This window comes from Proteus sp. fly-1089, assembly GCF_040138965.1.
Classification (GTDB): domain Bacteria; phylum Pseudomonadota; class Gammaproteobacteria; order Enterobacterales; family Enterobacteriaceae; genus Proteus; species Proteus vulgaris_B.
Genome location: NZ_JBEETS010000001.1, coordinates 179,849 through 204,256 on the forward strand (window position 1 = coordinate 179,849; position 24,408 = coordinate 204,256).

The window sequence follows — 24,408 nt, forward strand, 5'->3', positions numbered from 1 at the left end:
TTTATAGTGGAAATCAGGATAGCGTTACATAAAAGATTACCTACCCACAGTCGCATATCGCTTTTGTCGTAGTTCAATTTAACTCGCCAATACCCTATCTACTCAAAAGCCTTGTGTGGAGATTTTGTGGATCTTTAATGTAGACGTAGTATTTTTATGCTGTGAATGCAATTGGCTTTGTACCTAATGGATTGTAGAAACTATTTTAAATGGTGATTATTAATCCTTATATATGATTATTTTATTTATAGGTGCACAATAAAGTATTTTTCTCATGTCATCGTTTTGTCATGTTGATACTGTAAATATTGATTGAGCCTTAGAATATTCATTAAGCTTAGCTATCATGGTTTTGAACATTTATATTAAATAATAAAATGCACTACTTAAATTAATGTGTTCAGAATTTAATTGGGGTTTTATATAAGAAGACATAATAAAAAGTAGGATGCATTAGTATAGAAAAATAAAAACTATACGAAGAACAAAAGGAGTTTATCTATCATGACATTACAATTAAGAATGGGTCGCGTAAAATGGTTTGACAATAACAAAGGTTATGGTCTTATTGTTGCAAGAGATATTGAACAAGAAGTTTATGTCAATAAAAAAGCGATTGCCAATACAAAAAACAAAGCATTAACAGAAGGTCAAGACGTTGAATTTTCTGTTATCAGAACAGCCGCTGGCTTGGAAGCCGCTGATGTTATCGGATTTTAAATAAGGTTTACCTTGTTGATGATGTAGTTGAAACGATAGTTTAACACTGAGATTGAATTATCGTTTATACCTATTTTGGGGCAGGTAAGGTCAAATAGCTTACTACCAAGCCGAATAAGTAATATAAAAGAGTTATAACGTTAATTAGAATGCAATAAAGATAATAAAAAGGTTAAATTATTATCAATAAAAGCGGAATGTAATTCTTTATTAATGATGTTGCAGACTCAACGATAAAAAGCCACATTAATGTGGCTTTTTTGTTGCCTATAGTAAAAAAGAAAATAATAAATTTATTAATAACTAAAATAATTTTCGAATTATCACTAAACGAGAGGCTTTGAGTATTAACGCAGATCCTTCCTTATGATATCCTTTTGCTATATAAAATGATTAACCCTTGAGAGGGACAAAATGGATCACCGCTTACTTGAAATTATTGCTTGTCCAGTTTGCCACGGCAAACTTATCTTTGATAAAGAAAATTCAGAGCTTATCTGCAAAATTGATCATTTAGCTTATCCTGTTCGTGACAATATCCCCGTTCTTCTGGAGAATGAAGCAAGAGAATTATCACTAGAAGAGGAAAAGTAACTTCATGTTCACGGTCATAATCCCTGGTCGATATGCATCGACCCGCTTACCGGGTAAACCCCTCGCGGATATTCACGGTAAGCCTATGATTGTTCGTGTTATGGAACAGGCTATGCGTTCTGGAGCAAACCGTGTCATTGTCGCAACCGACAACTTAGATGTTGTTGCCGCTGTGGAAAAGGCGGGTGGGGAAGCGTGTATGACTCGAGAAGATCACCATTCGGGTACAGAACGTTTAGCTGAAGTCATTGAAAAATACCAATTTGCAGATGACGAGATAATCGTTAACGTACAAGGTGATGAGCCTCTTATTCCTCCCGTAATTATTACTCAAGTTGCTGAAAATTTAGCAAGTTGTGGTGCCGGAATGGCAACATTAGCAGTGCCTATTGTTGATTCAAAAGAAGCTTTTAATCCTAACGCTGTGAAAGTAGTGATGGATGCAAAAGGTTTCGCACTTTATTTTTCTCGTGCAACCATTCCTTGGGAAAGAGACCGTTTTAACTTATCACACGATGAAATTGGTGAGCATTACTTACGCCATATTGGGATTTATGCTTATCGCGCAGGTTTTATACGTCGATATATTACTTGGGAACCAAGCCCATTAGAATCTATTGAAATGTTAGAGCAACTGCGGGTGTTGTGGTATGGCGAAAAAATCCATGTTGCAAAAGCATTAGAAGTTCCAGGCGTGGGTGTTGATACTCAAGATGATCTCGTCGCAGCCAGAGCTGCATATCGAGCACTAAACCAAGAGTTCTGATCTTTTAACGGACACAAATAAATTTCAACGGCACTTCAATTAAGTGCCGTTTTTGTATCAGTCTGTAATGATATTTTTTAATTATTGGTTTGCTTCTTCATCAGATTGATGACTTTCATTTTTAGGAATAGTGGTGGGTTGTCCTGCTGGTTTTACTGATTGCCATATTGAGCCTAAAAACTCATACCATGCACGTTCACTATGTTGAAAATAGGTCGCTGAAGGGAAATATTTCTCCCAAGGATGTAATGGCGAAGTGATAGCCAATTGGTTAGCTGGTGCAACGATAGGTTTCATGCCTCTAGCTAAAAAGAAACGTTCAGCGCGTGCTAAATGGTTAGCAGACGTCACAAGTAAAAATGGTTTCTTACCAATTAATTTATCAACTTCATAGGCTTCTTCTTCAGTATCTTTCGGTGTTGATAATGCGATAGTTCTTTCAGGAGGTACACCTAAAGATTGTGCCACCTGAGCTGCCACCTCTGCACTACTTATTTGATTAACACCTGCACCACCTGTAAAAATCAGTGTCGAATTAGGATTGCGATAATAGAGCCTTACACCTTCAGCAACACGAAACAAACTATTATTAAGAAGATTAGAACTGGGTGCCCAATCTGGGTTATAAGTAAATCCACCCCCCAAAACAACAATGTAGTTCACATCTTGTTGTGAATTTTCTCGTAATTCATAACGAGCTTGATACTCTTTTTCACTTGGCATTAGTAATGTATCAGCAACAGGCTGTATGCCTAACATCGTCAATAAAATAAGGACAACAGTAAGTAGGCTTTTTCCTGTTTTTTGCCAACGAGTAAACCAAAGTAGAGCTAAGGCAAAAAAGGCGATTAATAAGAGTAAAGGCAAGGGCATTAGAAAACCTGCAACATACTTTTTGAGCAAAAACAGCATAAATCATCCTAAATTGAGTGAAATACATGCAATTGATAGAGAAAGCTTAGTGAAAACTAGGGGATCACAGAGGCATTGTGTCAAAATAGTCGCTACAACAACGTTTCACTAAGTTTTAATCAATAGAAATAAAGAACCGTTAAATTATTTATAAAACGATAAGCGTTCGAACATTAATTTTTTCATTAATAAGCGTTATATTTATACTGCGCTTTGCGAATAATCTGATTCATGGCTTATTTCTTTAGAGAAAACAGTCAGTATCATAGAACACTGGTAAAATTGCCGTCTTAATTTTATGTACAGTGTCTCATATTTTTTGAATTTATCAGAATGCAAAGAGCGCAAGTAGCAAGTTGTTATCATGAGGCGTTTTAATGTCAGATCGTAATTTTGACGATATTGCAGATAAATTCTCCCGCAATATCTATGGCACAACAAAGGGTAAAATTCGCCAAGCAGTGATTTGGGAAGATTTACAACAATTATTAACCCTTCTGCCTAATCGCACTTTGCGTATTTTAGATGCCGGAGGTGGAGAAGGGTATTTTTCTCGCCAATTGGCTAAATTAGGACACCAAATTATCTTATGTGATTTATCACAAGAGATGCTTAATCGTGCACAAGAAGCGGCGATTGATGAAGGTGTTGCTGAGAACATGACGTTTATTTGTTGTGCTGCTCAAGAGATTAAAGAGCATATAGATGAAAGAGTTGACTTAATTCTGTTTCATGCCGTATTGGAGTGGATCACGGATCAGAAAGACGCCGTAAATGTTCTTACCGATATGCTACTACCTAATGGTATCTTATCGCTGATGTTTTACAATGCGAATGGCATTGTTATGAGAAATGCGATATTGGGGAATTTTCATCTGGCAAATCCTGAAATTCCTCGAAGAAGAAAAAAATCATTATCGCCTCAAAATCCATTGCAACCTGAAGATGTTTATCAATGGCTGACAGAATTTTCAATGACAATATTAGGAAAAACGGGAGTTCGTGTTTTTCATGATTATTTACAAAGTCGCCAGTTGCAAAATAAAGATTTTCCATCGTTGCTTGCATTAGAGCAACGTTATTGTCGGCAAGAGCCCTATATCAGTCTGGGGCGTTACATTCATGTCATGGCACAAAAGCGTGTAAATTAAGGATGTACTATGAGTGATTTTACCCAGACCGTTCCTGAGTTAGTGTCTTGGGCGAGAAAAAATGATTTCTCAATCTCACTGCCACCTGAAAGATTAGCTTTTTTGATGGCAGTCGCTGTATTAAACAGTGAACGCCTTGATGGCGAAATTAGTGAAGGGGAGTTAATTGATGCCTTTAGAGAGGTCTGTAAAGGCTTTGAGCAACCCGCAGAATCAATACAAGTTCGTGCCAATAACGCCATTAATGATATGGTTAAGCAACGGCTTTTTAATCGTTTTACCAGTGAATTGGTAGAAGGCAATGCAATATACCGTTTAACACCGTTAGGCATTGGAATTAGTGATTATTATATTCGCCAACGTGAGTTTTCATCGTTACGTTTATCTATGCAGTTATCTATTGTAGCGGGAGAACTCGATTCTGCTGCAAGTTCTGCTGAAGATGGTGGCGATGAATATCATTGGCATCGTAACGTTTTTGCGCCACTGAAATATTCAGTCGCAGAAATTTTCGATAGCATTGATTTGTCACAGCGAATAATGGATGAACAGCAAAATACAGTAAAAGACGATATTGCAGCGCTATTAAATCAAGACTGGCAAGCCGCTATATCAAGCTGTGAACAACTGTTATCTGAAACCTCTGGCACATTAAGAGAGCTACAAGATACGCTTGAAGCCGCAGGTGATAAACTTCAAGCTAATCTATTGCGTATTCAAGAAGCAAACATGAATACGGGTCATGTTGATCAAATAGATACGTTAGTATTTGAGCTACAAAGTAAGCTAGACCGTATTATTAGTTGGGGTCAGCAATCTATTGATTTATGGATTGGCTATGATAGACATGTCCATAAATTTATTCGTACTGCGATTGACATGGATAAAAACCGTATATTTTCTCGTCGATTACGTCAATCAGTACAAAACTATTTCGACAGCCCATGGGCATTAACTTACGCTAATGCAGATAGGTTGTATGATATGCGTGATGAAGAACTGACTTTACGAGATGAAGAAGTCACGGGTGAATTACCTGAAGAACTCGAATATCAAATGTTCAGCGAAGTGAATGAACAAATAGCGCAATGGGTAGAGCAAGAGCTTGCTTCTTACAAATTAGAGCAACGAGCATTAGATCTCAGTTCAGTATTAGTTGAATATCTTGATCGTTACCCGCAACAGAAACATTTTGATGTTGCCCGTATTGTTATTGATCAGGTGGTACGATTAGGTGTAGCAAAAGCTGAGCTCGCAGGATTACCTGCAAAATGGTCAGAAATTAACGAATATGGAGCTAAGGTACAAGCGCATGTCATCGATACATACTGAACAATTTATGCCAGCAAAACTAGCGCAGGCATTAGCGAACTCACTTTTTCCTGAACTGGATAGCCAGTTACGTGCAGGTCGACATATTGGTATAGATTCTCTGGATAATCATGCTTTCTTGATGGACTTTCAAGATGAATTGTCAGATTTTTATGCGCGTTATAATGTTGAATTAATCCGAGCTCCAGAAGGCTTCTTCTATTTACGTCCTCGCTCAACTACGCTTATTCCCCGTTCTGTATTGTCTGAAATGGATATGCTGGTGGGGAAAATTCTTTGTTATCTCTATCTTAGTCCAGAGCGATTAGCGAATCAGGGTATATTTACTGTTCAAGAACTATTCGATGAGTTAAGAACGTTAGCAGATGAAAATAAATTATTACGTTTAGTGAATCAGCGTTCCACCGGTTCTGATCTTGATTTGCAAAAGCTACAAGAAAAAATGAGAACCTCTCTAAATCGTTTACGTCGTTTAGGTATGATCTCATTCTTATTAAATGACTTGCAGCGTTTTTCAATAACAGAATCAGTGTTCCGCTTTGGTGCTGATGTGCGTAGTGGTGATTCTCCACTTGAAGCTCAAATGCGAATGATCCGTGATGGTGAAGCGATGGCGCTTGATACAGGATCAGAGACACCAAACGATGATGAAGAAAATGAAGATGAGCAATTACAATCAGGTGAAGATGATGCGGAGGAAGAAAATAAATGATTGAACGTGGAAAATTTCGCTCATTAACACTGATCAACTGGAATGGGTTCTTTGCTCGCACTTTTGACTTAGATGAATTGGTGACGACATTATCAGGCGGGAATGGTGCAGGTAAATCAACCACTATGGCTGCATTTATCACAGCAATGATCCCTGATCTTACTTTACTGCATTTTCGTAATACTACTGAAGCTGGATCAACAAGTGGCTCTCGTGATAAAGGATTATATGGAAAGCTACGCCCGGGAGTTTGTTACGCTGTATTAGATGTGATCAACTCACGTCATTTACGTGCTGTGGTAGGGGTTCGTTTACAGCAGATTGCTGGTCGCGATAAAAAAGTTGATATCAAACCCTTTATGATCCAAGGGTTGCCAATGGCAGAAAACCCAACAGAAATTCTGACTCAAGCTGTTGCAGATCGCCAAGCACGGGTTTTACCACTCAATGAACTAAAAGAAAAAGTTGAAGCCATTGATGGGGTTGTTTTCAGACAGTTTAATTCAATTACTGACTTCCATGCAGTGATGTTTGATTTAGGGGTGATCCCTAAGCGCTTGCGGTCAGCCAGTGATCGTGCCAAATTTTATCGTTTAATTGAAGCTTCATTATATGGTGGTATTTCAAGTGCGATCACTCGTTCTTTACGTGATTACTTACTACCTGAAAATAGCGGAGTCAGGAAAGCATTCCAAGACATGGAAGGTGCGTTGCGGGAAAACCGTATGACGCTTGAAGCTATTCGTGTCACACAATCAGATCGTGATTTATTTAAACACCTGATCACAGAAGCAACATCTTACGTTGCGGCAGACTATATGCGTCATGCAAATGAACGACGCGTTCATCTTGATGAAGCTTTAGAAGTTCGCCGTGAATTATGGAGCCAGAGAAAATCCATCAATAACGAGGCATATCGCTTTGTTGAAATGGGTAAAGAGCTGGAAGAACAACAAGCACTTTCTTCTGATCTTGAAGCAGATTATCAAGCAGCAAGTGACCGATTAAACTTAGTACAAAATGCAGTTCGTCAACAAGAAAAAATTGACCGTTATGTTGCCGATGTGGAAGAAATAACTTTCCGCTTAGAAGAACAAAGTGAAGTAGTTGAAGAAGCCGCGTCTAAGAAAGAAGAACTTGAAGCACGAGTAGAATCGGCAGAAGAAGAAGTCGATGAACTGAAAAATCAGTTAGCAGACTATCAGCAAGCATTAGATGTACAACAAACACGCGCTATTCAATATCGCCAAGCTGTGCAGGCTTTAGAGCGAGCTAAAGCACAATGTGATATTGCTGATTTAGATGAAAGTAATGCTGATCAGTGGGCTGAACGTATTCAAGCAAAAATTCAGACCATTACTCATTCACTACTTTCTATGGAACAGAAACTTAATGTTTCTGAAGCAGCGAAAACACAGTTTGACCAAGCTTATAAATTGGTTAACGCTATTGTTGGTGAGGTTGATCGTAAAGATGCATGGAGTGCCGCCAAAACGGCATTACGTGAATGGTCTTCGCATCGACACCAAGCGGATAGGGTTCATCCTATTCGTATGCAATTAGCAGAATTAGAGCAACGTTTACATCAGCGAAACAATGCTCAGCGTCAACTTGAAGAATTTAATAAACATCATGGCAAATCAATGGAGCCAGATGATCTTTTAATTTTACAAGATGAGTTAGAAGCTAAAATTGAAGAGCTTAGTGATTATGTTAATGAGTCTGGTGAACATCGCATGCAAATGCGCCAAGAGCTAGATCAACTCAAGCAACAAATTGAAAAGCTGAAAAAACAAGCCCCAGCATGGCTTGCAGCACAAGATGCATTAACGCAACTGTGTGAGCAAACTCGTCAATCTTTTGAAACAGGTCATCAAGTAACTGAATATATGCAACAGTTACTTGAAAAAGAGCGCGAAGCCACCGTATTACGTGATGAAACAGCAACACGCAAACAACAAATTGAAGCACAAATTGAACGTTTAAGTCAGCCAAGTGGTGCTGAAGATGGGCGGTTAATTACGTTAGCAGAGCGTTTTAATGGGGTTTTATTATCAGAGATTTATGATGATATTACATTAGATGATGCACCTTATTTCTCAGCGTTATATGGCCCTGCACGTCATGCCATCGTAGTACAAGATCTCTCTCTTGTTCAGGCGCAATTAGAAACATTAGAAGATTGTCCTGAAGATCTCTATTTTATCGAAGGCGATCCTCAATCTTTCGATGATAGTGTATTTAATGCACAAGAGATGGATAAAGCGGTTCTTATCAAGAGCTCTGATAGACAATGGCGTTATTCTCGCTATCCTGAGATCCCACTTTTTGGTCGTGCTGCGCGTGAAAATCAATTAGAAATATTATCTCGTCAACGCGATGAGCTTTCTGAACTTTATGCAACGCAAGCTTTTGATGTGCAAAAAATTCAACGAGCACACCATGCCTTTAGTCAATTTGTTGGGCAACATATTTCAGTCGCTTTTGAAGCCGATCCTGAAGAGGATATCCGCCAGCTTAATCAAAGACGTAATGAGCTAGAAAGAGCATTAGCACAATATGAAGAAAGTACTCAGCAGCAGCGCCAACATTATGCTCGTGCCAAAGAATCACTGAATCTGCTTAATAAACTGATCCCTCAAGTGAATATCTTGATGGATGAAACATTGATTGACCGTGTTGAAGAGCTACGTGAAGAGCTATATGTCGCTGAAGAGTCTATGCGCCACTTACAGCGTCATGAAAAAGCACTAGCAACGCTAGAACCTATTGCGTCAATTTTGCAAAGTGATCCACAAGAGCATGAGCAATTAGCGCAAGACTATGAACAAGCAAAGGAAGAACAACAGCGTTATCAACAACAAGCTTTCTTGTTGGTGGAAGTCGTACAACGTCGTGCGCATTTTAGTTATAGTGATGCAGTTGAGATTGTGAGCGAAAATAGCGATCTTAATGAGAAGTTACGTCGTCGTTTAGAGATGGCAGAAACAGAACGATCTACAGCAAGAGAGCTTTATCGCCAACAACAAGCGCAATGTGCTCAATTTAATCAAGTGCTCGCATCATTAAAAAGTTCTTTTGATACTAAATCTGAATTGCTTAGAGAGCTTGAGCAAGAGATGCGTGATACGGGGATACATATTGATGTTGGCGCAGAAGTAAGAGCAAAAGAACTGCGTGATCAACGTTATTCTGCCGTTAGTGCTAACCGTACTCGTATTAGCCAACTTGAGCGCGATATCGCACTTAGTGAAGCCGAACGCGATAATTTAACCAAAAAAATTCGTAAACTTGAGCGTGATTACACTCAAATTCGTGAGCATGTTGTGAGTGCAAAAGCGGGTTGGTGTGCAGTGATGCGATTGGTGAAAGAAAATGGCATGGAACGTCGTTTACATCGCCGAGACTTCGCTTACCTTTCTGCTGATGAATTGCGTTCAATGTCAGATAAGGCACTAGGTGCATTACGTCAAGCTGTTGCTGATAATGAATATTTACGTGATGCATTACGTCGTTCTGAAGATGCTAAATATCCTGATCGTAAAGTTCAGTTCTTTATTGCGGTATATCAGCATTTAAGAGAGCGTATTCGCCAAGATATCATTAAAACTGACGATCCAGTTGATGCAATTGAACAGATGGAAATTGAGCTGGCTCGCTTAACGGAAGAACTGACAAGCCGTGAACAGAAATTAGCGATTAGCTCACGAAGTGTAGCGAATATTATTCGCAAAACCATCCAACGAGAGCAAAACCGTATCCGTATGCTAAACCAAGGTTTACAAGCGGTTTCATTTGGCCAAGTGCGAGGTGTTCGACTTAACGTCAATATTCGTGAAAGCCATCAAGTGCTTCTTGATGTGTTATCAGAAGAAGATAATCAATACCAAGACTTATTTAAAAACCAAAACCTTACCTTCTCTGAAGCGATGGCGAAGCTCTATCAACGTTTAAATCCACAAGTAGATATTGGGCAACGTATGCCACAAACGGTGGGAGAAGAGCTGTTAGATTATCGTAATTATCTAGAAATGGATGTCGAGGTTAATCGTGGGCCAGAAGGGTGGTTAAAAGCGGAAAGTGGCGCGTTATCAACGGGTGAAGCGATTGGTACTGGTATGTCAATTTTGGTGATGGTTGTACAAAGTTGGGAAGAAGAATCTCGGCGCTTAAGAGGAAAAGATATTTCCCCTTGTCGTTTGCTTTTCCTCGATGAAGCTGCACGTTTGGATGCTAAATCTATTGCAACGCTATTCGAGCTTTGTGATCGTTTAGATATGCAGTTAATCATTGCGGCACCAGAAAATATCAGTCCAGAAAAAGGTACGACTTATAAACTCGTCCGTAAAGTGTTCAATGGTACAGAACATGTTCACGTTGTGGGTTTAAAAGGTTTTGGTCAACACGCAGAAAAAGATAAAATCGCATCATCAAATGTTGCTGAAATAACAGAATAATTTTATTTGATTATCAGCTAAAAATAGGCAAATAGAAGGCGTTACGGGCATATGTTCATAGCGCCTTCTTTTTTTCAAAGTGTTAGACAGATCAAAAAATGAAAGTAAATTAACAAAAAAATGAAAATTTAAATGATATAACGTGCGCTATATCTCATTTAAATGTAAGCGTGATGTCTATGATTGTTCCCGTATGTGATTAATATAAAAATTAAAGGAAAGAAAATGCGTAAAGTCACGTTAGCTTTTAGTGCAATTGCTTTAGCGTTAAGTTTAAATGGCGCGGCAATGGCAAAAGTCCATATGCCAGAAGTTGTAAGCCCAGGTGTTACTGTTGCTCAATTAGCACAACAACAACCAATTAATTGGGTTTCTGTTGCAGAAATCGAGAAAAGCTTAGCTGGTCAAGCACCGATGGCTGTTGGTTTTGATATTGATGATACTGTTTTATTCTCAAGTCCAGGTTTTTACCGCGGTAAACTAGAATATTCTCCAAATGATTTCAGTTATCTGAAAAACCCAGAGTTCTGGGAAAAAATGAATAACGAGTGGGATAAATTCAGCATGCCTAAACAAGTCGGTATCGATCTTGTTCAAATGCACTTAAAACGTGGTGATACTGTTTATTTCATTACTGGTCGTACTCAAACTAAAACTGAGACTGTGACCAAATATGTTCAAGAGGGTTTAAATATCCCTGCTGATAAAATGCAGCCTGTTATTTTCGCGGGTGACCAACCTGGTGCAAATAATAAAGTAAGCTGGATGCGTGATCATAAACTGAAAATTTACTACGGTGATGCGGATGCAGATATCGCAGCAGCAGATGAACTGAATATTCGTGGTATTCGTATTCTGCGTGCAGCTAACTCCTCTTACCAACCACTGCCTAAAGCGGGTCAGTTTGGTGAAGAAGTCGTTATCAATTCAGAATACTAATCTTTACCCTTTGTTTACCTTTATTTGTAAGGCGTAGGAAACTACGCCTTTTTTCTATTTAAAAATACCATCCATTTAAATAATTTTATTTATTTAGTACATTGTAATTCTTAATTTCTATAAAACGCTCACTTTATTTGTCTGTTTTTTGCGCACTGATTATTTTTCCAGATAAAATAATATATTGAAGATAAAAATAGAAAATTAGTCTTTTTATGATTGGATAAAATAAAATTCCCGACAAAGGTTTATAAAACTTTAAAAATATTAGTTTATTCCTATAAAACTCTTTTCCAAGCTCATCTAATATTCTAGGATACCAAAATAATAATAAGGGATGAGGGTAGAGGATTTATGGCGCACCAACCAATTAAAAGAGCAATCGCATATTCAGTTGTTGTAGGTACACTTCTTTCTGGGCATTATGCTATGGCGACTGAAACTAAATCAGTTGTATTATCTACACCCGAAACAGAAACTATGACATTAATGCCTGTCATTAATGAAACGATGCTAACATCCACCAATGTGGCAATGAATATCCCACAAGTGACCGAGCTAGAGACAAAAGCAAAGTTACAGTCTTGGCTCCCAATAGGATATAAACCGTCATATTTAACTCAACTGGTAAAAGTCTACCAAGCAAATAACCTCGCACTGATTTGGCAAGATGAAAAAATTGCACAGCAATTACAGGAACAAATTGCAGAAGTGGCTATTTCAGGTATTCAGCCTCAATTTGGACAATGGTTAGTACAATTAGAAACACCGGAGTTAACAAAAGAAGGGCGTGATATTATTTTATCAGACGCATTTTTAGGTTATATCAGTTTTGTTGAGCAAGTGAATAAATCAGGTGCGTCTTTGCTGTATCGTAATGGCTCACAAACTTTGCCATCACCATCAGATAAATTTGTGGTTGACCTGCAACAAAATATTCAAAATGGCACTTTAGGCAGTTTCGTTATTTCTTATGCACCTTCTCATCCTTATTACAGTTTAATGAAAGAAGAAGTGCACAAACAATTACATAGTGCAGTTGTTTGGCCTGAAATGAAAGGAACAGGATCATTAAAGCCAAATCAATCCTCTGAAGAAGTCTTAGCACTTAGACAAATTTTACGCCATTTAAAATTGATCCCTGAATTAGCAGAAAATGAACAAGAAATTGCCACAACTGTTTATGATGCTCCTTTAATTTCCGCAGTTAAAGTGTTTCAAACAGCTCACGGATTAGAGCCTGATGGCATTATCGGGCGACAAACGCGAGTGTGGTTGAATATAACTCCCGAACAACGTGCCAGTATTATGGCACTAAATATTCAACGTCTTCGCTTAACACCAGCCATAGGTAATACTGGAATTTGGGTAAATATCCCTGATTTTTCGCTTTATTTTTATGCCAATAATGAACTTATTCTTGATTCAAAAGTGATTGTAGGCAGACCAGATAGAAAAACACCGATTATGAGCAGTGCGTTGAACAACGTAGTGGTTAATCCACCTTGGAATGTGCCAACAAGCATGACACGTAAAGATATTGTGCCTAGAGGTAAAGCAGATCCTAGCTACTTTAGCCGTAAGGGATATACCATTTACTCTGGATGGGGAAATGATGCTTACCCAATTAATCCTTATGATATTGATTGGCAAAATATGAGTGCAGCAAACTTTCCTTATCGTATTTGGCAGGCACCGGGTCCAACCAATTCATTAGGTCGCTATAAATTTAATATGCCAAATTCAGAAGCGATTTATTTACATGACACTCCAAATCATTCACTATTTTCAAAAAATATGAGAGCAATTAGTTCAGGTTGTATTCGTGTAAATAAAGCCTCTGAGCTTGCTTCAATTTTATTGGGTGATGCAGGATGGAAACAAGATAGAATTGATGCGGCGTTAAAACGTGGTTCAACACAATATGCTCCAATTCCTGAACGTATCCCAGTTTATTTATATTATCAAACAGCATGGGTAGCACAGGAGAATGTGCCTCAATATCGTGTAGATATTTATGGTTATGACAAAAGTATTTCAAATGCACAACCTTATTTAGAGAATATTAAGAAATACTTGTAATATAAAAAAACATAAATTGAATAAAGGGTGGCTAAATTGACTGCCCTTTTTTATATATAAATCAATAATATATTTTATTTACTGTGTTTTTTTAATAAGGAAATCAAAAGAATAATAAATTACAAAATATTTTTAAAATTTCCATTAAAAATAGAATGATAAAAAGAGTCTTTAGTATAAATAACTAAATTAATAAGATTTGAAATTCTTATAAATAAAAACGAAGTGTTATTTACAATACTATACAAACCATAAGAAACAATTCGGGAAAAATATTGTCATAATAAAGGTTCTTCCTCCTGAAATAATTTTTTGAGTGCATATACTATGGATATTATTGATTCACACCGCCGTAAGTGGCTGGGGTTGGGTATGGCGGCCGTGGGATTAGGTTTATTGCCTTCTCATGCTTTTGCTTCGTTAGCTACACCTCGTCCAAAAATCCTTCGCTTTAATAATTTAAATACGGGTGAAACTATTAAAGCCGAGTTTTTTGATGGTAAACGTTATAATAAACATGAGCTAGCTAAGCTAAACCATCTATTTAGAGATTACCGACAAAATAAAATTAAAACGATTGATCCCGCCTTGTTTGATCAAATCTACTTATTGCAAGTGATGCTGAATAACAATAAACCTGTTGAACTTATTTCAGGTTATCGCTCTTTAGTGACGAATAATAATCTACGTAATAGCAGTAGTGGAGTAGCAAAAAAGAGCTATCACACGCGTGGACAAGCAATGGACTTTCGTTTGGTTGGTACTGATCTTTCTAAAGTGCGCCAAGTTGCATTAAGAATGAAAGCGGGTGGTGTTGGATATTATCCAAGAAGTAATTTTGTGCATATTGATACAGGACCAGTTCGCTCATGGTAATCTATTGAGAATTAGTTAATAGAGAGTGGAGTGATTCATGATGTATCACATTGTACCTGTGACAAACTATATGCAAAATTGCACCCTTATTTGGTGTGATGAAACGAAGGAAGCGGCAATTGTTGATCCTGGTGGAGATGTCGAAACGCTTATTGCGGAAATCGAAGCCCGTCAATTAACATTAACCAAAGTATTATTAACTCACGGACACTTTGATCATATTGCAGGCACCTCTCAAATTGTTGAACATTTCAATGTTCCTGTTTATGGGCCTCATAAAGATGATAGTTTTTTACTTGAAGAATTAGAACAACAGTGTCGTATGTTTAATTTTCCTTGTGGAAAATCATTTACACCAGATAGTTGGTTAAATGAGGGTGATACCGTGACAATAGGTAAAACAATTTCGTTATCTGTTTTACATTGCCCTGGTCATACACCAGGACATATTATTTTTGTTAATCACCAGAATAAACTTATTTCAATGGGTGATGTGTTATTTAAAGAAAGTATTGGTCGTACCGATTTTCCACGCGGAAACCATGCTGATCTTATTGCATCAATCAAAAATAAAGTCTTACCTTTAGGTGATGATTATCTGTTTATTCCGGGACATGGACCTATGTCTAACTTAGGCCATGAGCGCCAATACAATCCGTTTTTACAAGATGAAATGCCAATTTGGTAATAGTGCGCTGATATAAGTGAATAAATATGAAAGCACTTTATTATAAAGCGCTTTTTTATCAGTAAGAAATGAGATTTATATTTCTTTGATTCTAAATATAAATGCCACATTATTAAATAAAGTGGCATTTATCTTAATTACGCTTTAGAAGGCAATTAAAGCACAGCAACAATGGCTTCACATAGTGGAACCATATTTTCAAGGGTTAAACCAGCTACGTTAATACGGCCTGATCCTACAATATAAATACCGTATTCAGCGCGTAAACGCTCAACTTGTTCTTTATTTAAACCACTAAATGAGAACATCCCATTTTGGTCAATAATAAAGCTAAAGTCTTGCTTAGCACCTTTTTCTTGCAGTGTCGTCACTAACAGTTGACGCATACGCTGAATACGTTCGCGCATAGTTGTTAGCTCTTCAATCCATTCTTCTTTTAACTCAGGGTTAGAAAGAATGGTTGTTACTACTGAAGCACCGTGTGCTGGTGGATTTGAGTAGTTGGCACGAATAATTGCTTTTGCTTGGCTAAAGGCTTTTTCAGCAGTATCGCTGTCTTTGGTGACAATGGTGCATGCACCTACACGTTCATTGTAAAGGCCGAAGTTTTTAGAATATGAACTTGCAACAATAAGCTCAGGATTTTTTTCTGCAAAGAGGCGTAAGCCTTGTGCATCTTCTTCAAGACCACGAGCAAAACCTTGGTATGCAAAGTCAAAAACAGGTAACCAGCCTTTTTCTGCGGATAGTGTCGCTAGTTGGCGCCATTGTTCTTCTGTTGGATCAATACCACTTGGGTTATGGCAGCAACCATGGAATAAGACAACGTCACCAGCTTGAGCATTTGCAAGACTTGCTAACATACCGTCAAAATCTAACCCGCGATTTTCTGCATCATAATAATCATAATTACAGATCTCAAGACCTGCAGTTTGGAAAATATTATTATGGTTAGGCCAAGTTGGATTACTTATCCAGACGCGTTTTGCAGTGGTTTGTTGAGCAATAAAATCTGCAGCAATACGTAAAGCTCCTGTACCACCAGGGGCTTGTGCTGTGCGTGCGCGTTTTTCAGTGATGATAGGGTGTTGTTCACCAAACAAAAGTGCTTGGGTCACATTACCAAATTCAGGAATACCGCTAATAGGAAGGTAATTTTTAGTGGTTTCGTTTTCTAACAGGTATTTTTCTGCTTTTTTAACAGTGGTTAAAACAGGAGTTTTGCCTGTTTCATCCTTGTAAACACCAATCCCTAAATTAATTTTGTTTTCACGAGGATCAGAACGGAAACTATCAGCTAAACCCAGAATAGGATCGGCTGGTGCAGCAATGATTTTCTCAAACATAGTGTAATTGTTCCCTAAGCTCAAAACGAAGCCGAAATATGAGTATCAAGAGTAACGCTATGAGGACTTTTTGCCAACTGTTTGTAGAGAAATTAACAAGAAGTTGTGAACTAAGTGAGAATAAATAGCAAATCAAGATGTAAATAAGTGAATATCCTGTGATTACATTAACATGTAAAAATAATCACTGAAAAGTCATAATTGTTTAGTATGATAAACTTTTATGATTTTAAAAAAGAGAAGTAAGGGGATTTATTGTATTCAATAAGCTAGTTGGGTGTGATTGGTTTAGGTAAAAAATAAGCAAGTAGGGAGGAGAGAGTGATGGTTAAATTGAACAAATAAAAAAGCAACACCGAAGTGTTGCTTTTCAAATCAATTAACTTGACTGTTTAATTACCTATAAGGGTAATTAGAACTGATAAGTCAGACCTAAACCAACTACGTTATCAGTTGCAACGCCGTAAGTTTTAGTGAAGTCATTTTCATCTAACAGGTTGATTTTATAATCAACAACTGCAGTCATGTTTTTGTTAAATTTGTAGAAAGAACCTACAGAGATATATTTAACTAAATCTTGATCGTTGCCTTGAGCAGCACCTAAGTCTTTACCTTTAGATTGTACATAACCTAAAGATGGTTTCAGACCTAAGTCAACGAAGTCATACTGTGCAGTTAACTCGATGTTTTGAGTTTTGTTAGCGATCAGAGCATCTGAACCGTAGTAGTTCATGTTACGGCTTTCACCGTACATAGCTGCTAAGTAAACGTTGTTAGCTGCGAATTTACCACCGAAGTTCCATGCTTCTGCATTTTTACCAGTAGCAGAACTGTGGTGTTCCTGCCAGTTAGTACGAGCAGAGTTAGAGTAACCACCACCCAGTGTTACGCCCCAGCCTAAGTTATAAGCTGTAGAGAAACCGAAACCGTCGCCATTCGCTTTAGCTGTGTCAACACGTTTGCTGCTGTTGTTAGTGTTTTCGTTGTTTTTGCCTTGATATTGCAGAGCAAAGTTCAGGCCATCAACGTAACCGAACATATCAGTGTTACGATAAGTTAAAACACCAGTAGTACGGCCAGTCATGTAAACGTCAGACTGAGACATTGAGTCACCGCCCCATAAAGGCAGAACGTCTGTCCATGCGTTGGTGTCGTAAATTACACCGTAGTTACGACCATAGTCTAATGAACCGTAGTCAGCAAATTTAAAACCAGCGTAAGCAAAACGAGTTTTAGATGAGTTTTCGCTTTCAGTAGTGTTAGTTTTGATTTCATACTCAAAACGACCGAAACCAACTAAATCTTTATTGATTTGAGTTTCGCCTTTGAAACCGATACGTGCACGTGAAGCGTCACCGCTTTCGTGATCACTCTTAGAATCAGAATCTGCGAAGTAATGACGAACGTCAACTTTACCGTAGATGTCTACTTTGTTGCCGTCTTTGTTATACATTTCAGCTGCGTTTGCTGCACCAGCAAACATTAAAGCTGGGATTACCACTGCAAGAAGATTGCGCTTCATCATTATTATTACCCTCATTGGTGTTATTCAGACACCTTTGCCACTGCCAGAAATAGTTTCTTAATTTTTATGGAACTATTTATGAGAGTTAAGTGTCGTCTGTGTCGGGTGACAGTGTTCCATTGGTAAAAAATTTTATCTACCCCCAATTTGCTACAAAAACGAAAAAAGTGTAACAAATTGTAACTATGTATTTCAAAGTGTGTATTTCGGGGAACTTTTGAATCAAATAACAGCCATGCATAAAAAAAGCCAACCTTGCGGTTGGCTTCTTTACTTAAGCTAAATCTGTACAATAAAACAGCACTACAAAATTTTAACTGAATACTAATTAATCACTAAATTAAAAATCTGCATTTCTTGGTGTGCGAGGGAACGGAATAACTTCACGAACGTTTGCGACACCGGTCACATAAGCAACTAAACGTTCAAAACCTAAACCGAAACCTGAATGAGGCACTGTGCCATAACGACGTAGGTCGCGATACCACCAGTAGTCTTCTTTATTCATTCCCATTTCTTCTAAACGTTTATCAAACATATCTAAACGCTCTTCACGCTGAGAACCACCAATGATCTCACCAATTCCTGGTGCTAATACATCCATTGCTGCAACTGTTTTACCGTCTTCGTTCATACGCATATAGAATGCTTTGATATCTTTCGGGTAGTTTTTCACAACCACAGGTGCTTTAAAGTGTTTCTCTGCAAGATAACGCTCATGCTCAGAAGAGAGGTCAACACCCCAATAAACTGGGTTTTCAAATTTCTCACCACAGTTTTCAAGCACAGTAACTGCATCGGTATAATCAATTTGAGCAAAATCAGAGGTGATAAAATTCTCTAAGCGTGTGATAGCGTCTTTATCGACACGTTGTGCAAAGAATTCCATATCATCTTTACGCTCTGCTAATACGGCTGCAAAGGTGTATTTCAGCATTTTTTCAGCAAGTGCTGCGATATCGCTAAGATCAGCAAATGCCACTTCAGGCTCAACCATCCAGAATTCAGCAAGGTGACGACTGGTATTTGAGTTTTCAGCACGGAATGTTGGGCCGAAAGTATACACTTTGCTTAATGCAGAGGCATAAGTCTCACCATTTAATTGACCTGATACGGTTAAAAACGCTTCACGGCCAAAAAAGTCTTCACTGAAATCAACTTCGCCTTTATCTGTACGTGGCAGATTGTTCATATCAAGTGTAGAGACACGGAACATTTCACCAGCACCTTCTGTATCAGCCGCTGTAATTAGTGGCGTAGAAACCCAGAAGAAGCCTTGTTCATCGAAGAAACGATGTAGTGCTTGTGCTAATGTGTGGCGAACACGAGCAACTGCACCAATTAAGTTAGTACGAGGACGAAGGTGAGCAACTTCACGCAGGTACTCAATACTATGACGTTTGGCGGCCATCGGATAAGTTTCCGGATCATCGACCATTCCTACCACAACAACATTGGTGGCGTGAATTTCAAAGTTCTGTCCCTGGCCCGGAGATTCAACAATTTTACCGGTGACTTCCACAGAACAACCTGTGGTTAAGTGCAGCACTTCATCTTGATAATTCGGTAAATTATTATTAATGATGGCCTGTACTGGATTAAAGCAGGAACCGTCATAGACGGTAAGAAATGAGATACCAGCTTTTGAATCTCTTCTTGTACGTACCCAACCGCGAACGGTGACGTCTTCGCCAACCGCGATACGGCCTTGCAGTACGTCGACTACAGGCGCAACGATCATAAATAAATCTCTCTTCGTTTAATTAAAATAATTGTTTGGTTAATTCACTCTGCCCCTGTCGGACAGTTTTTCTATGTTACTTGCAATAGCGCAGGAAACAAGTAGGAAATTTTAGTTTAAAGAGTCAATAAAGAAGAGAAAAGCTTTTGTATAAAATAAATTGGCAAAAATAGGAGAAATATTGATAAAAGTAGGAGTTATGACAAAAGAAAGGGTAATTATTACCCTTTCTTTTATTAATAAAGATTTTTGGCTAATTAACAGGCTTGTTTGACAAGTGGAACATCAAAGGCTTTGCGTAGCTTGTCAACAAAATCATCGTCTTCGCAAATCGTTTTACCTGGACTATCTGATAATTTAGCAACTGGCTTACCATTACACTCCACCAGCTTAATGACAATATTAAGTGGTGTTATTTCTGGAATGTTACAGGTGAGCCGAGTACCAATACCAAAGATTAAACGAATACGTTTATGGAAATGTTTATAAAGTACTAACGCCTTTTGAAAATCGAGGCTATCAGAAAAGACTAATACTTTACTCATTGGGTCGATGCCCAGTTTCTCATAATGCGCAATCGCTTTTTCACCCCATTCAATAGGATCACCAGAGTCGTGGCGTAAACCTTGATAACTCTCTGCGAAGGCCTTATCAAAATCACGCAAAAAAGCATCCATCGTAATACAGTCTGTTAATGCAATACCTAATTGATCGGGGTATTCATCTAACCAAGATTGTAAAGCTGCGCGCTGACTATTGGCCAGCTCCGGGCTAATTTGCTGATGTGCCTGAAACCACTCATGAGCTTGTGTACCCACAGGGGCTAATTGCATGCGTTCTGCTAAATGATAGTTACTTGTACCAATAAGATAAGGGAAATGATTTTTCAGCTCATCCACAATGGCGCACTGCACATCATAAGAAAAACGGCGACGAGTACCAAAATCCATCAATTTAAAATCAGCTAAGTCAATCTGCTGCTCAGCGGCATCACGGTAGAAAATATCAATTAATTTACGTAATTGATTAACTGCGTCATCTGGTGTGATTTGAGGTGAACGAGCACGATGTACAATTTCACTCACTAGAGCCAACAAAGGTACTTCCCATAAAATAACTTCACGCCAAGGGCCTGTGATTTTAATGGTAAGTTGGTTTTCAGGTGTCGTTGAAATATGGACTTGTTCTGGTTTAAAACGGAAATGCTTAAACCATTGCAGATAGTCATTTTTGAAAAAAGGGAGACTCTGAAGATAGTCAAATTCTTCATTCGTTAATGACAAGTCTGCCATCATATTAACTTGATGGCGTAAGGTTGTTGCATATTCACCTAGACGTTCATCACTCCGACAACGGAACTCAGCAACGACAGGAATATCACTATAATGATGGTAAACCGCTTGCTGCATGTGGAGCTTGTATGCATCGGTATCCAACAGTGATGTAATAATCGGTGTAGCGTCTAAAATCATAGCGCGTCAAGCATCCTCACGGAGCGTTTTTATGTCTGCTAAATCGTTAAGGTTGGAGAGTATACCCGAATATGGCGACAAAGCGTCACTATTCAACAATATTTCTCTGCAACATAAAAACAAGCTGTAAAACTTAGATGAGTTTACCACGTTAAACATAATTTGGGAGTATATTAGCATCATTTACCAAATAAATTGATTACATGTATTAATAAACTATTAACATTCCGTTGACTTTTAATGTTTTCAATTGAATATTCGACTGGCTAAACAGATTTTTGACGAGTAAGCTTTGGCAATATAACCGTTAAATAGTCGTGTTAACTAAAAGGTTTTTTCTATGACACAACAAAGAATCGCGAAATTTCGCAAAGATTATCGTGCCCCTGACTACACAATCACCGATTTACATCTTGATTTTATCTTAGATAAAGAAAGCACTCAGGTTACAGCAATCAGTCAATGTAAACGTCTAAACTCAAATGCGACGGTATTAGTATTAGATGGTGAAGATTTAACATTAAAATCAATTTCAGTTAATGATGTTGCTTGGACACACTATAAAGAAGAAAACGGCAAACTCATCATTGAACAATTACCAGAGCAATTTACATTAAAAATTATCAATGAAATTAATCCATCAGCCAATACAGCATTAGAAGGACTGTATGTGTCAGGTGATGCATTGTGTACACAATGCGAAGCTGAAGGTTTTCGCCATATTACTTATTATTTAGATAGACCTGATGTGCTAGCTCGTTACACCACGACAATCACCGCAGATAAAAAACAGTATCCTTATTTATTATCTAATGGTAACCGCATCGCACAAGGTGAACTTGAAGATGGACGTCATTGGGTAACATGGGAAGATCCACATCCAAAACCAAGTTACTTATTTGCGGTTGTTGCAGGTGATTTTGATGTACTACGAGATACTTTTATCACCAAAAGCGGTCGTGAAGTTGCTTTAGAGCTTTTTGTTGATAAAGGTAATTTAGATCGTGCAGATTGGGCAATGACATCATTAAAAAATGCGATGGCATGGGATCAATCTCGCTTTAATTTAGAATACGATCTTGATATCTATATGATAGTTGCTGTTGATTTCTTTAATATGGGTGCAATGGAGAATAAAGGGCTGAATGTCTTTAACTCTAAATATGTACTAGCGAAAAGTGAAACGGCAACTGACAAAGATTACTTAGGCATTGAGTCTGTTATTGGTCATGAATATTTCCATAACTGGACAGGTAACCGCATTACTTGTCGTGATTGGTTCCAACTAAGCCTAAAAGAAGGCTTAACGGTTTTCCGTGACCAAGAATTCAGTTCAGATTTAGGCTCTCGTTCCGTTAATCGGATCAACAATGTACGAGTAATGCGTACTGCTCAGTTCGCAGAAGATGCAAGCCCAATGGCACATCCAATTCGTCCTGATAGTGTGATCGAAATGAACAACTTCTATACTTTAACAGTATATGAAAAAGGTTCAGAAGTGATCAGAATGATCCATACATTATTAGGTGAAGAGCAATTCCAAGCGGGCATTCAAATGTATATTCATCGTCACGATGGTAGTGCTGCAACCTGTGACGATTTTATTCAAGCGATGGAAGATGCTTCTAATGTTGATCTTACTTTATTCCGTCGTTGGTATAGTCAATCAGGTACACCACAACTGACAGTGCGTGACAGCTATGATGTGAATAAAAAACAATACACTTTAACTGTTGGTCAAATGACACCACCAACAGCTGATCAAGCAGAAAAACAAGTACTACATATTCCATTAGATATTGAATTGTATGATCATAAAGGCAATGTGATCCCTCTGCGTTCACAAGGTCAGGCGATTTCTAATGTATTAAATGTCGTCCGTGAAGAACAACAATTTGTATTTGATGACGTTCCAGAACAGCCAATTCCCTCTTTATTACGTGAGTTCTCTGCACCTGTAAAACTTGATTATCCATTTACGGATGAACAATTGTCCTTTTTAATGAAATATGCTCGTAATGCATTTTCACGTTGGGATGCGGCACAATCATTGTTGGGGCGCTATATAAAAGAAAATGTTACTCGGGTGCAAAAGGGTGAAAACTGCATTCTTCCTGAAATGGTAATTGATGCTTTCCGCGCAGTATTGCTGGATAAAGATATCGATCCTGCATTAGCAGCACTTATTCTGACATTACCAACAGATGTTGAAGCGGGTGAGTCATTTAGCATTATCGATCCAATAGCTATTCATGAGGTACTTGGTTTTATTCGTAAAACACTAGCAACTGAAATGGCAGATGAATTCTCTGCTGTTTACCATTCTATGCATATTGACGCTTATCGTGTTAATCATGAAGATATTGCAAAACGTGATTTACGTAATGTTTGCTTAGGTTATTTAGCGGTTGAAAATGAGCAAACAGGTAACAAACTTGTTGATGCACAATATCACAACAGCGATAACATGACTGATGCTCTTGCGGCGCTTCATGCTGCTGTAATGGCGCAGTTACCTTGTAAAGATGTGCTATTACAAGAGTTCGATGATAAATGGTATCAAGATGGATTAGTGATGGACAAATGGTTTAGCTTGCAAGCCATGAGCCCAGCAAAAGATGTGTTACAAAAAGTACGTAGTTTGTTATCTCATCGCTCATTTACACTAGCAAACCCTAACCGTACTCGTGCATTAATTGGCGCATTTGTAAATAATAATCCAGTCGCTTTCCATGCTGAAGATGGTTCAGGTTACTTACTATTGACAGAAATTCTGACTGACTTAAATAGCCGTAACCCACAGGTTGCTTCACGCCTTATTGAACCTTTTATTCGTTTAAAACGCTATGATGCAACACGCCAAGAAAAAATGCGTGCAGAGTTATTAAAACTGAAAGCACTTGAGAATTTATCTGGTGATCTCTATGAGAAAATTACCAAAGCGTTAGCTGATTAATATCGTGCTTAATATCACTTTATAAGTGAATAAGTAGCGAAAAATTAGCATGATAATCAGATCCCCAGCATAGCCTGGGGATTTTTTATGGCAAATTGTGAAATTAGAGCGTTTACTTTTCATGCTTTTATCTATATTA

At 38.1% G+C, this 24,408-nt stretch carries 17 protein-coding genes; 12 read left to right on the forward strand and 5 right to left on the reverse strand.

Features of this window, described 5'->3' with window-relative positions:
* The first annotated feature begins 504 nt into the window (after nt 1-504).
* The 3 genes from ABN080_RS00810 (at nt 505) to kdsB (ending at nt 2,080) form a co-directional block, all read left to right on the forward strand.
* Complete coding sequence (locus tag ABN080_RS00810; RefSeq protein WP_023581324.1) at nt 505-720, forward strand: cold-shock protein; 216 nt, start codon at nt 505-507, stop codon at nt 718-720.
* A gap of 414 nt (nt 721-1,134) precedes the next feature.
* Nucleotides 1,135-1,314 carry a Trm112 family protein gene (locus ABN080_RS00815; protein WP_004244593.1) on the forward strand — a complete coding sequence of 60 codons (180 nt, stop codon included), beginning with the start codon at nt 1,135-1,137 and terminating at the stop codon, nt 1,312-1,314.
* Nucleotides 1,315-1,318: 4 nt separating this feature from the next.
* Entirely contained in the window at nt 1,319-2,080 is a 762-nt protein-coding gene (gene kdsB / locus ABN080_RS00820) for a 3-deoxy-manno-octulosonate cytidylyltransferase (protein WP_196553336.1), read from the forward strand.
* A gap of 81 nt (nt 2,081-2,161) precedes the next feature.
* Here the strand turns inward: kdsB and elyC are convergent, their stop codons facing one another.
* Entirely contained in the window at nt 2,162-2,992 is an 831-nt protein-coding gene (gene elyC, locus ABN080_RS00825; protein ID WP_349440125.1) for an envelope biogenesis factor ElyC, read from the reverse strand.
* A 377-nt stretch (nt 2,993-3,369) separates the two neighbouring features.
* On the opposite strand from elyC, the gene cmoM reads away from it, so the two are divergent.
* The 8 genes from cmoM (at nt 3,370) to ABN080_RS00865 (ending at nt 15,229) form a co-directional block, all read left to right on the forward strand.
* Entirely contained in the window at nt 3,370-4,143 is a 774-nt protein-coding gene (cmoM, locus tag ABN080_RS00830; protein ID WP_109408802.1) for a tRNA uridine 5-oxyacetic acid(34) methyltransferase CmoM, read from the forward strand.
* Between the two features lie 9 nt (nt 4,144-4,152).
* Nucleotides 4,153-5,475, forward strand: coding sequence for a chromosome partition protein MukF (mukF, locus tag ABN080_RS00835; RefSeq protein WP_349440126.1), 1,323 nt, complete (start codon nt 4,153-4,155; stop codon nt 5,473-5,475).
* Nucleotides 5,456-6,187, forward strand: a complete 732-nt coding sequence (gene mukE / locus ABN080_RS00840) for a chromosome partition protein MukE (RefSeq protein WP_166539631.1) — start codon at nt 5,456-5,458, stop codon at nt 6,185-6,187. Before mukF ends, mukE begins: the two co-directional genes overlap by 20 nt.
* Nucleotides 6,184-10,644, forward strand: coding sequence for a chromosome partition protein MukB (gene mukB / locus ABN080_RS00845; protein ID WP_340895829.1), 4,461 nt, complete (start codon nt 6,184-6,186; stop codon nt 10,642-10,644). The genes mukE and mukB overlap by 4 nt, the downstream gene beginning before the upstream one ends.
* Before the next feature lie 225 nt (nt 10,645-10,869).
* Nucleotides 10,870-11,583, forward strand: a complete 714-nt coding sequence (gene aphA, locus ABN080_RS00850; RefSeq protein ID WP_072069664.1) for an acid phosphatase AphA — start codon at nt 10,870-10,872, stop codon at nt 11,581-11,583.
* 354 nt (nt 11,584-11,937) lie between these two features.
* Complete coding sequence (gene ldtD / locus ABN080_RS00855; RefSeq protein WP_349440127.1) at nt 11,938-13,665, forward strand: L,D-transpeptidase; 1,728 nt, start codon at nt 11,938-11,940, stop codon at nt 13,663-13,665.
* 327 nt (nt 13,666-13,992) lie between these two features.
* Nucleotides 13,993-14,541 (forward strand): peptidoglycan L,D-endopeptidase MepK, encoded by a 549-nt coding sequence (gene mepK, locus ABN080_RS00860; protein ID WP_072069662.1) that lies wholly within the window; start codon nt 13,993-13,995, stop codon nt 14,539-14,541.
* 37 nt (nt 14,542-14,578) lie between these two features.
* Nucleotides 14,579-15,229 (forward strand): MBL fold metallo-hydrolase, encoded by a 651-nt coding sequence (locus ABN080_RS00865; RefSeq protein ID WP_072069661.1) that lies wholly within the window; start codon nt 14,579-14,581, stop codon nt 15,227-15,229.
* Between the two features lie 155 nt (nt 15,230-15,384).
* Here the strand turns inward: ABN080_RS00865 and ABN080_RS00870 are convergent, their stop codons facing one another.
* The 4 genes from ABN080_RS00870 to pncB form a co-directional block, all read right to left on the reverse strand.
* Nucleotides 15,385-16,575 carry an amino acid aminotransferase gene (locus ABN080_RS00870; RefSeq protein ID WP_072069660.1) on the reverse strand — a complete coding sequence of 397 codons (1,191 nt, stop codon included), beginning with the start codon at nt 16,573-16,575 and terminating at the stop codon, nt 15,385-15,387.
* A gap of 412 nt (nt 16,576-16,987) precedes the next feature.
* The gene (locus tag ABN080_RS00875) at nt 16,988-18,100 is read right to left on the reverse strand and encodes a porin (protein ID WP_349440128.1); all 1,113 of its coding nucleotides are present in this window, start codon (nt 18,098-18,100) and stop codon (nt 16,988-16,990) included.
* Between the two features lie 340 nt (nt 18,101-18,440).
* Nucleotides 18,441-19,841, reverse strand: a complete 1,401-nt coding sequence (gene asnS / locus ABN080_RS00880; RefSeq protein WP_349440129.1) for an asparagine--tRNA ligase — start codon at nt 19,839-19,841, stop codon at nt 18,441-18,443.
* 257 nt (nt 19,842-20,098) lie between these two features.
* Nucleotides 20,099-21,313, reverse strand: coding sequence for a nicotinate phosphoribosyltransferase (gene pncB, locus ABN080_RS00885; RefSeq protein ID WP_166539552.1), 1,215 nt, complete (start codon nt 21,311-21,313; stop codon nt 20,099-20,101).
* A 340-nt stretch (nt 21,314-21,653) separates the two neighbouring features.
* Between pncB and pepN the strand changes: the two genes are divergently transcribed.
* Nucleotides 21,654-24,269 (forward strand): aminopeptidase N, encoded by a 2,616-nt coding sequence (pepN, locus tag ABN080_RS00890; RefSeq protein ID WP_349440131.1) that lies wholly within the window; start codon nt 21,654-21,656, stop codon nt 24,267-24,269.
* The last annotated feature ends 139 nt before the right edge of the window (nt 24,270-24,408 follow it).

Coding starts and splice junctions, on each gene's coding strand:
- ABN080_RS00810 (WP_023581324.1), top strand. CDS start 505: ATGACATTACAATTAAGAATGGGTCGCGTAAAATGGTTTGACAATAAC.
- ABN080_RS00815 (WP_004244593.1), top strand. CDS start 1,135: ATGGATCACCGCTTACTTGAAATTATTGCTTGTCCAGTTTGCCACGGC.
- kdsB (WP_196553336.1), top strand. CDS start 1,319: ATGTTCACGGTCATAATCCCTGGTCGATATGCATCGACCCGCTTACCG.
- elyC (WP_349440125.1), bottom strand. CDS start 2,992: ATGCTGTTTTTGCTCAAAAAGTATGTTGCAGGTTTTCTAATGCCCTTG.
- cmoM (WP_109408802.1), top strand. CDS start 3,370: ATGTCAGATCGTAATTTTGACGATATTGCAGATAAATTCTCCCGCAAT.
- mukF (WP_349440126.1), top strand. CDS start 4,153: ATGAGTGATTTTACCCAGACCGTTCCTGAGTTAGTGTCTTGGGCGAGA.
- mukE (WP_166539631.1), top strand. CDS start 5,456: ATGTCATCGATACATACTGAACAATTTATGCCAGCAAAACTAGCGCAG.
- mukB (WP_340895829.1), top strand. CDS start 6,184: ATGATTGAACGTGGAAAATTTCGCTCATTAACACTGATCAACTGGAAT.
- aphA (WP_072069664.1), top strand. CDS start 10,870: ATGCGTAAAGTCACGTTAGCTTTTAGTGCAATTGCTTTAGCGTTAAGT.
- ldtD (WP_349440127.1), top strand. CDS start 11,938: ATGGCGCACCAACCAATTAAAAGAGCAATCGCATATTCAGTTGTTGTA.
- mepK (WP_072069662.1), top strand. CDS start 13,993: ATGGATATTATTGATTCACACCGCCGTAAGTGGCTGGGGTTGGGTATG.
- ABN080_RS00865 (WP_072069661.1), top strand. CDS start 14,579: ATGATGTATCACATTGTACCTGTGACAAACTATATGCAAAATTGCACC.
- ABN080_RS00870 (WP_072069660.1), bottom strand. CDS start 16,575: ATGTTTGAGAAAATCATTGCTGCACCAGCCGATCCTATTCTGGGTTTA.
- ABN080_RS00875 (WP_349440128.1), bottom strand. CDS start 18,100: ATGATGAAGCGCAATCTTCTTGCAGTGGTAATCCCAGCTTTAATGTTT.
- asnS (WP_349440129.1), bottom strand. CDS start 19,841: ATGATCGTTGCGCCTGTAGTCGACGTACTGCAAGGCCGTATCGCGGTT.
- pncB (WP_166539552.1), bottom strand. CDS start 21,313: ATGATTTTAGACGCTACACCGATTATTACATCACTGTTGGATACCGAT.
- pepN (WP_349440131.1), top strand. CDS start 21,654: ATGACACAACAAAGAATCGCGAAATTTCGCAAAGATTATCGTGCCCCT.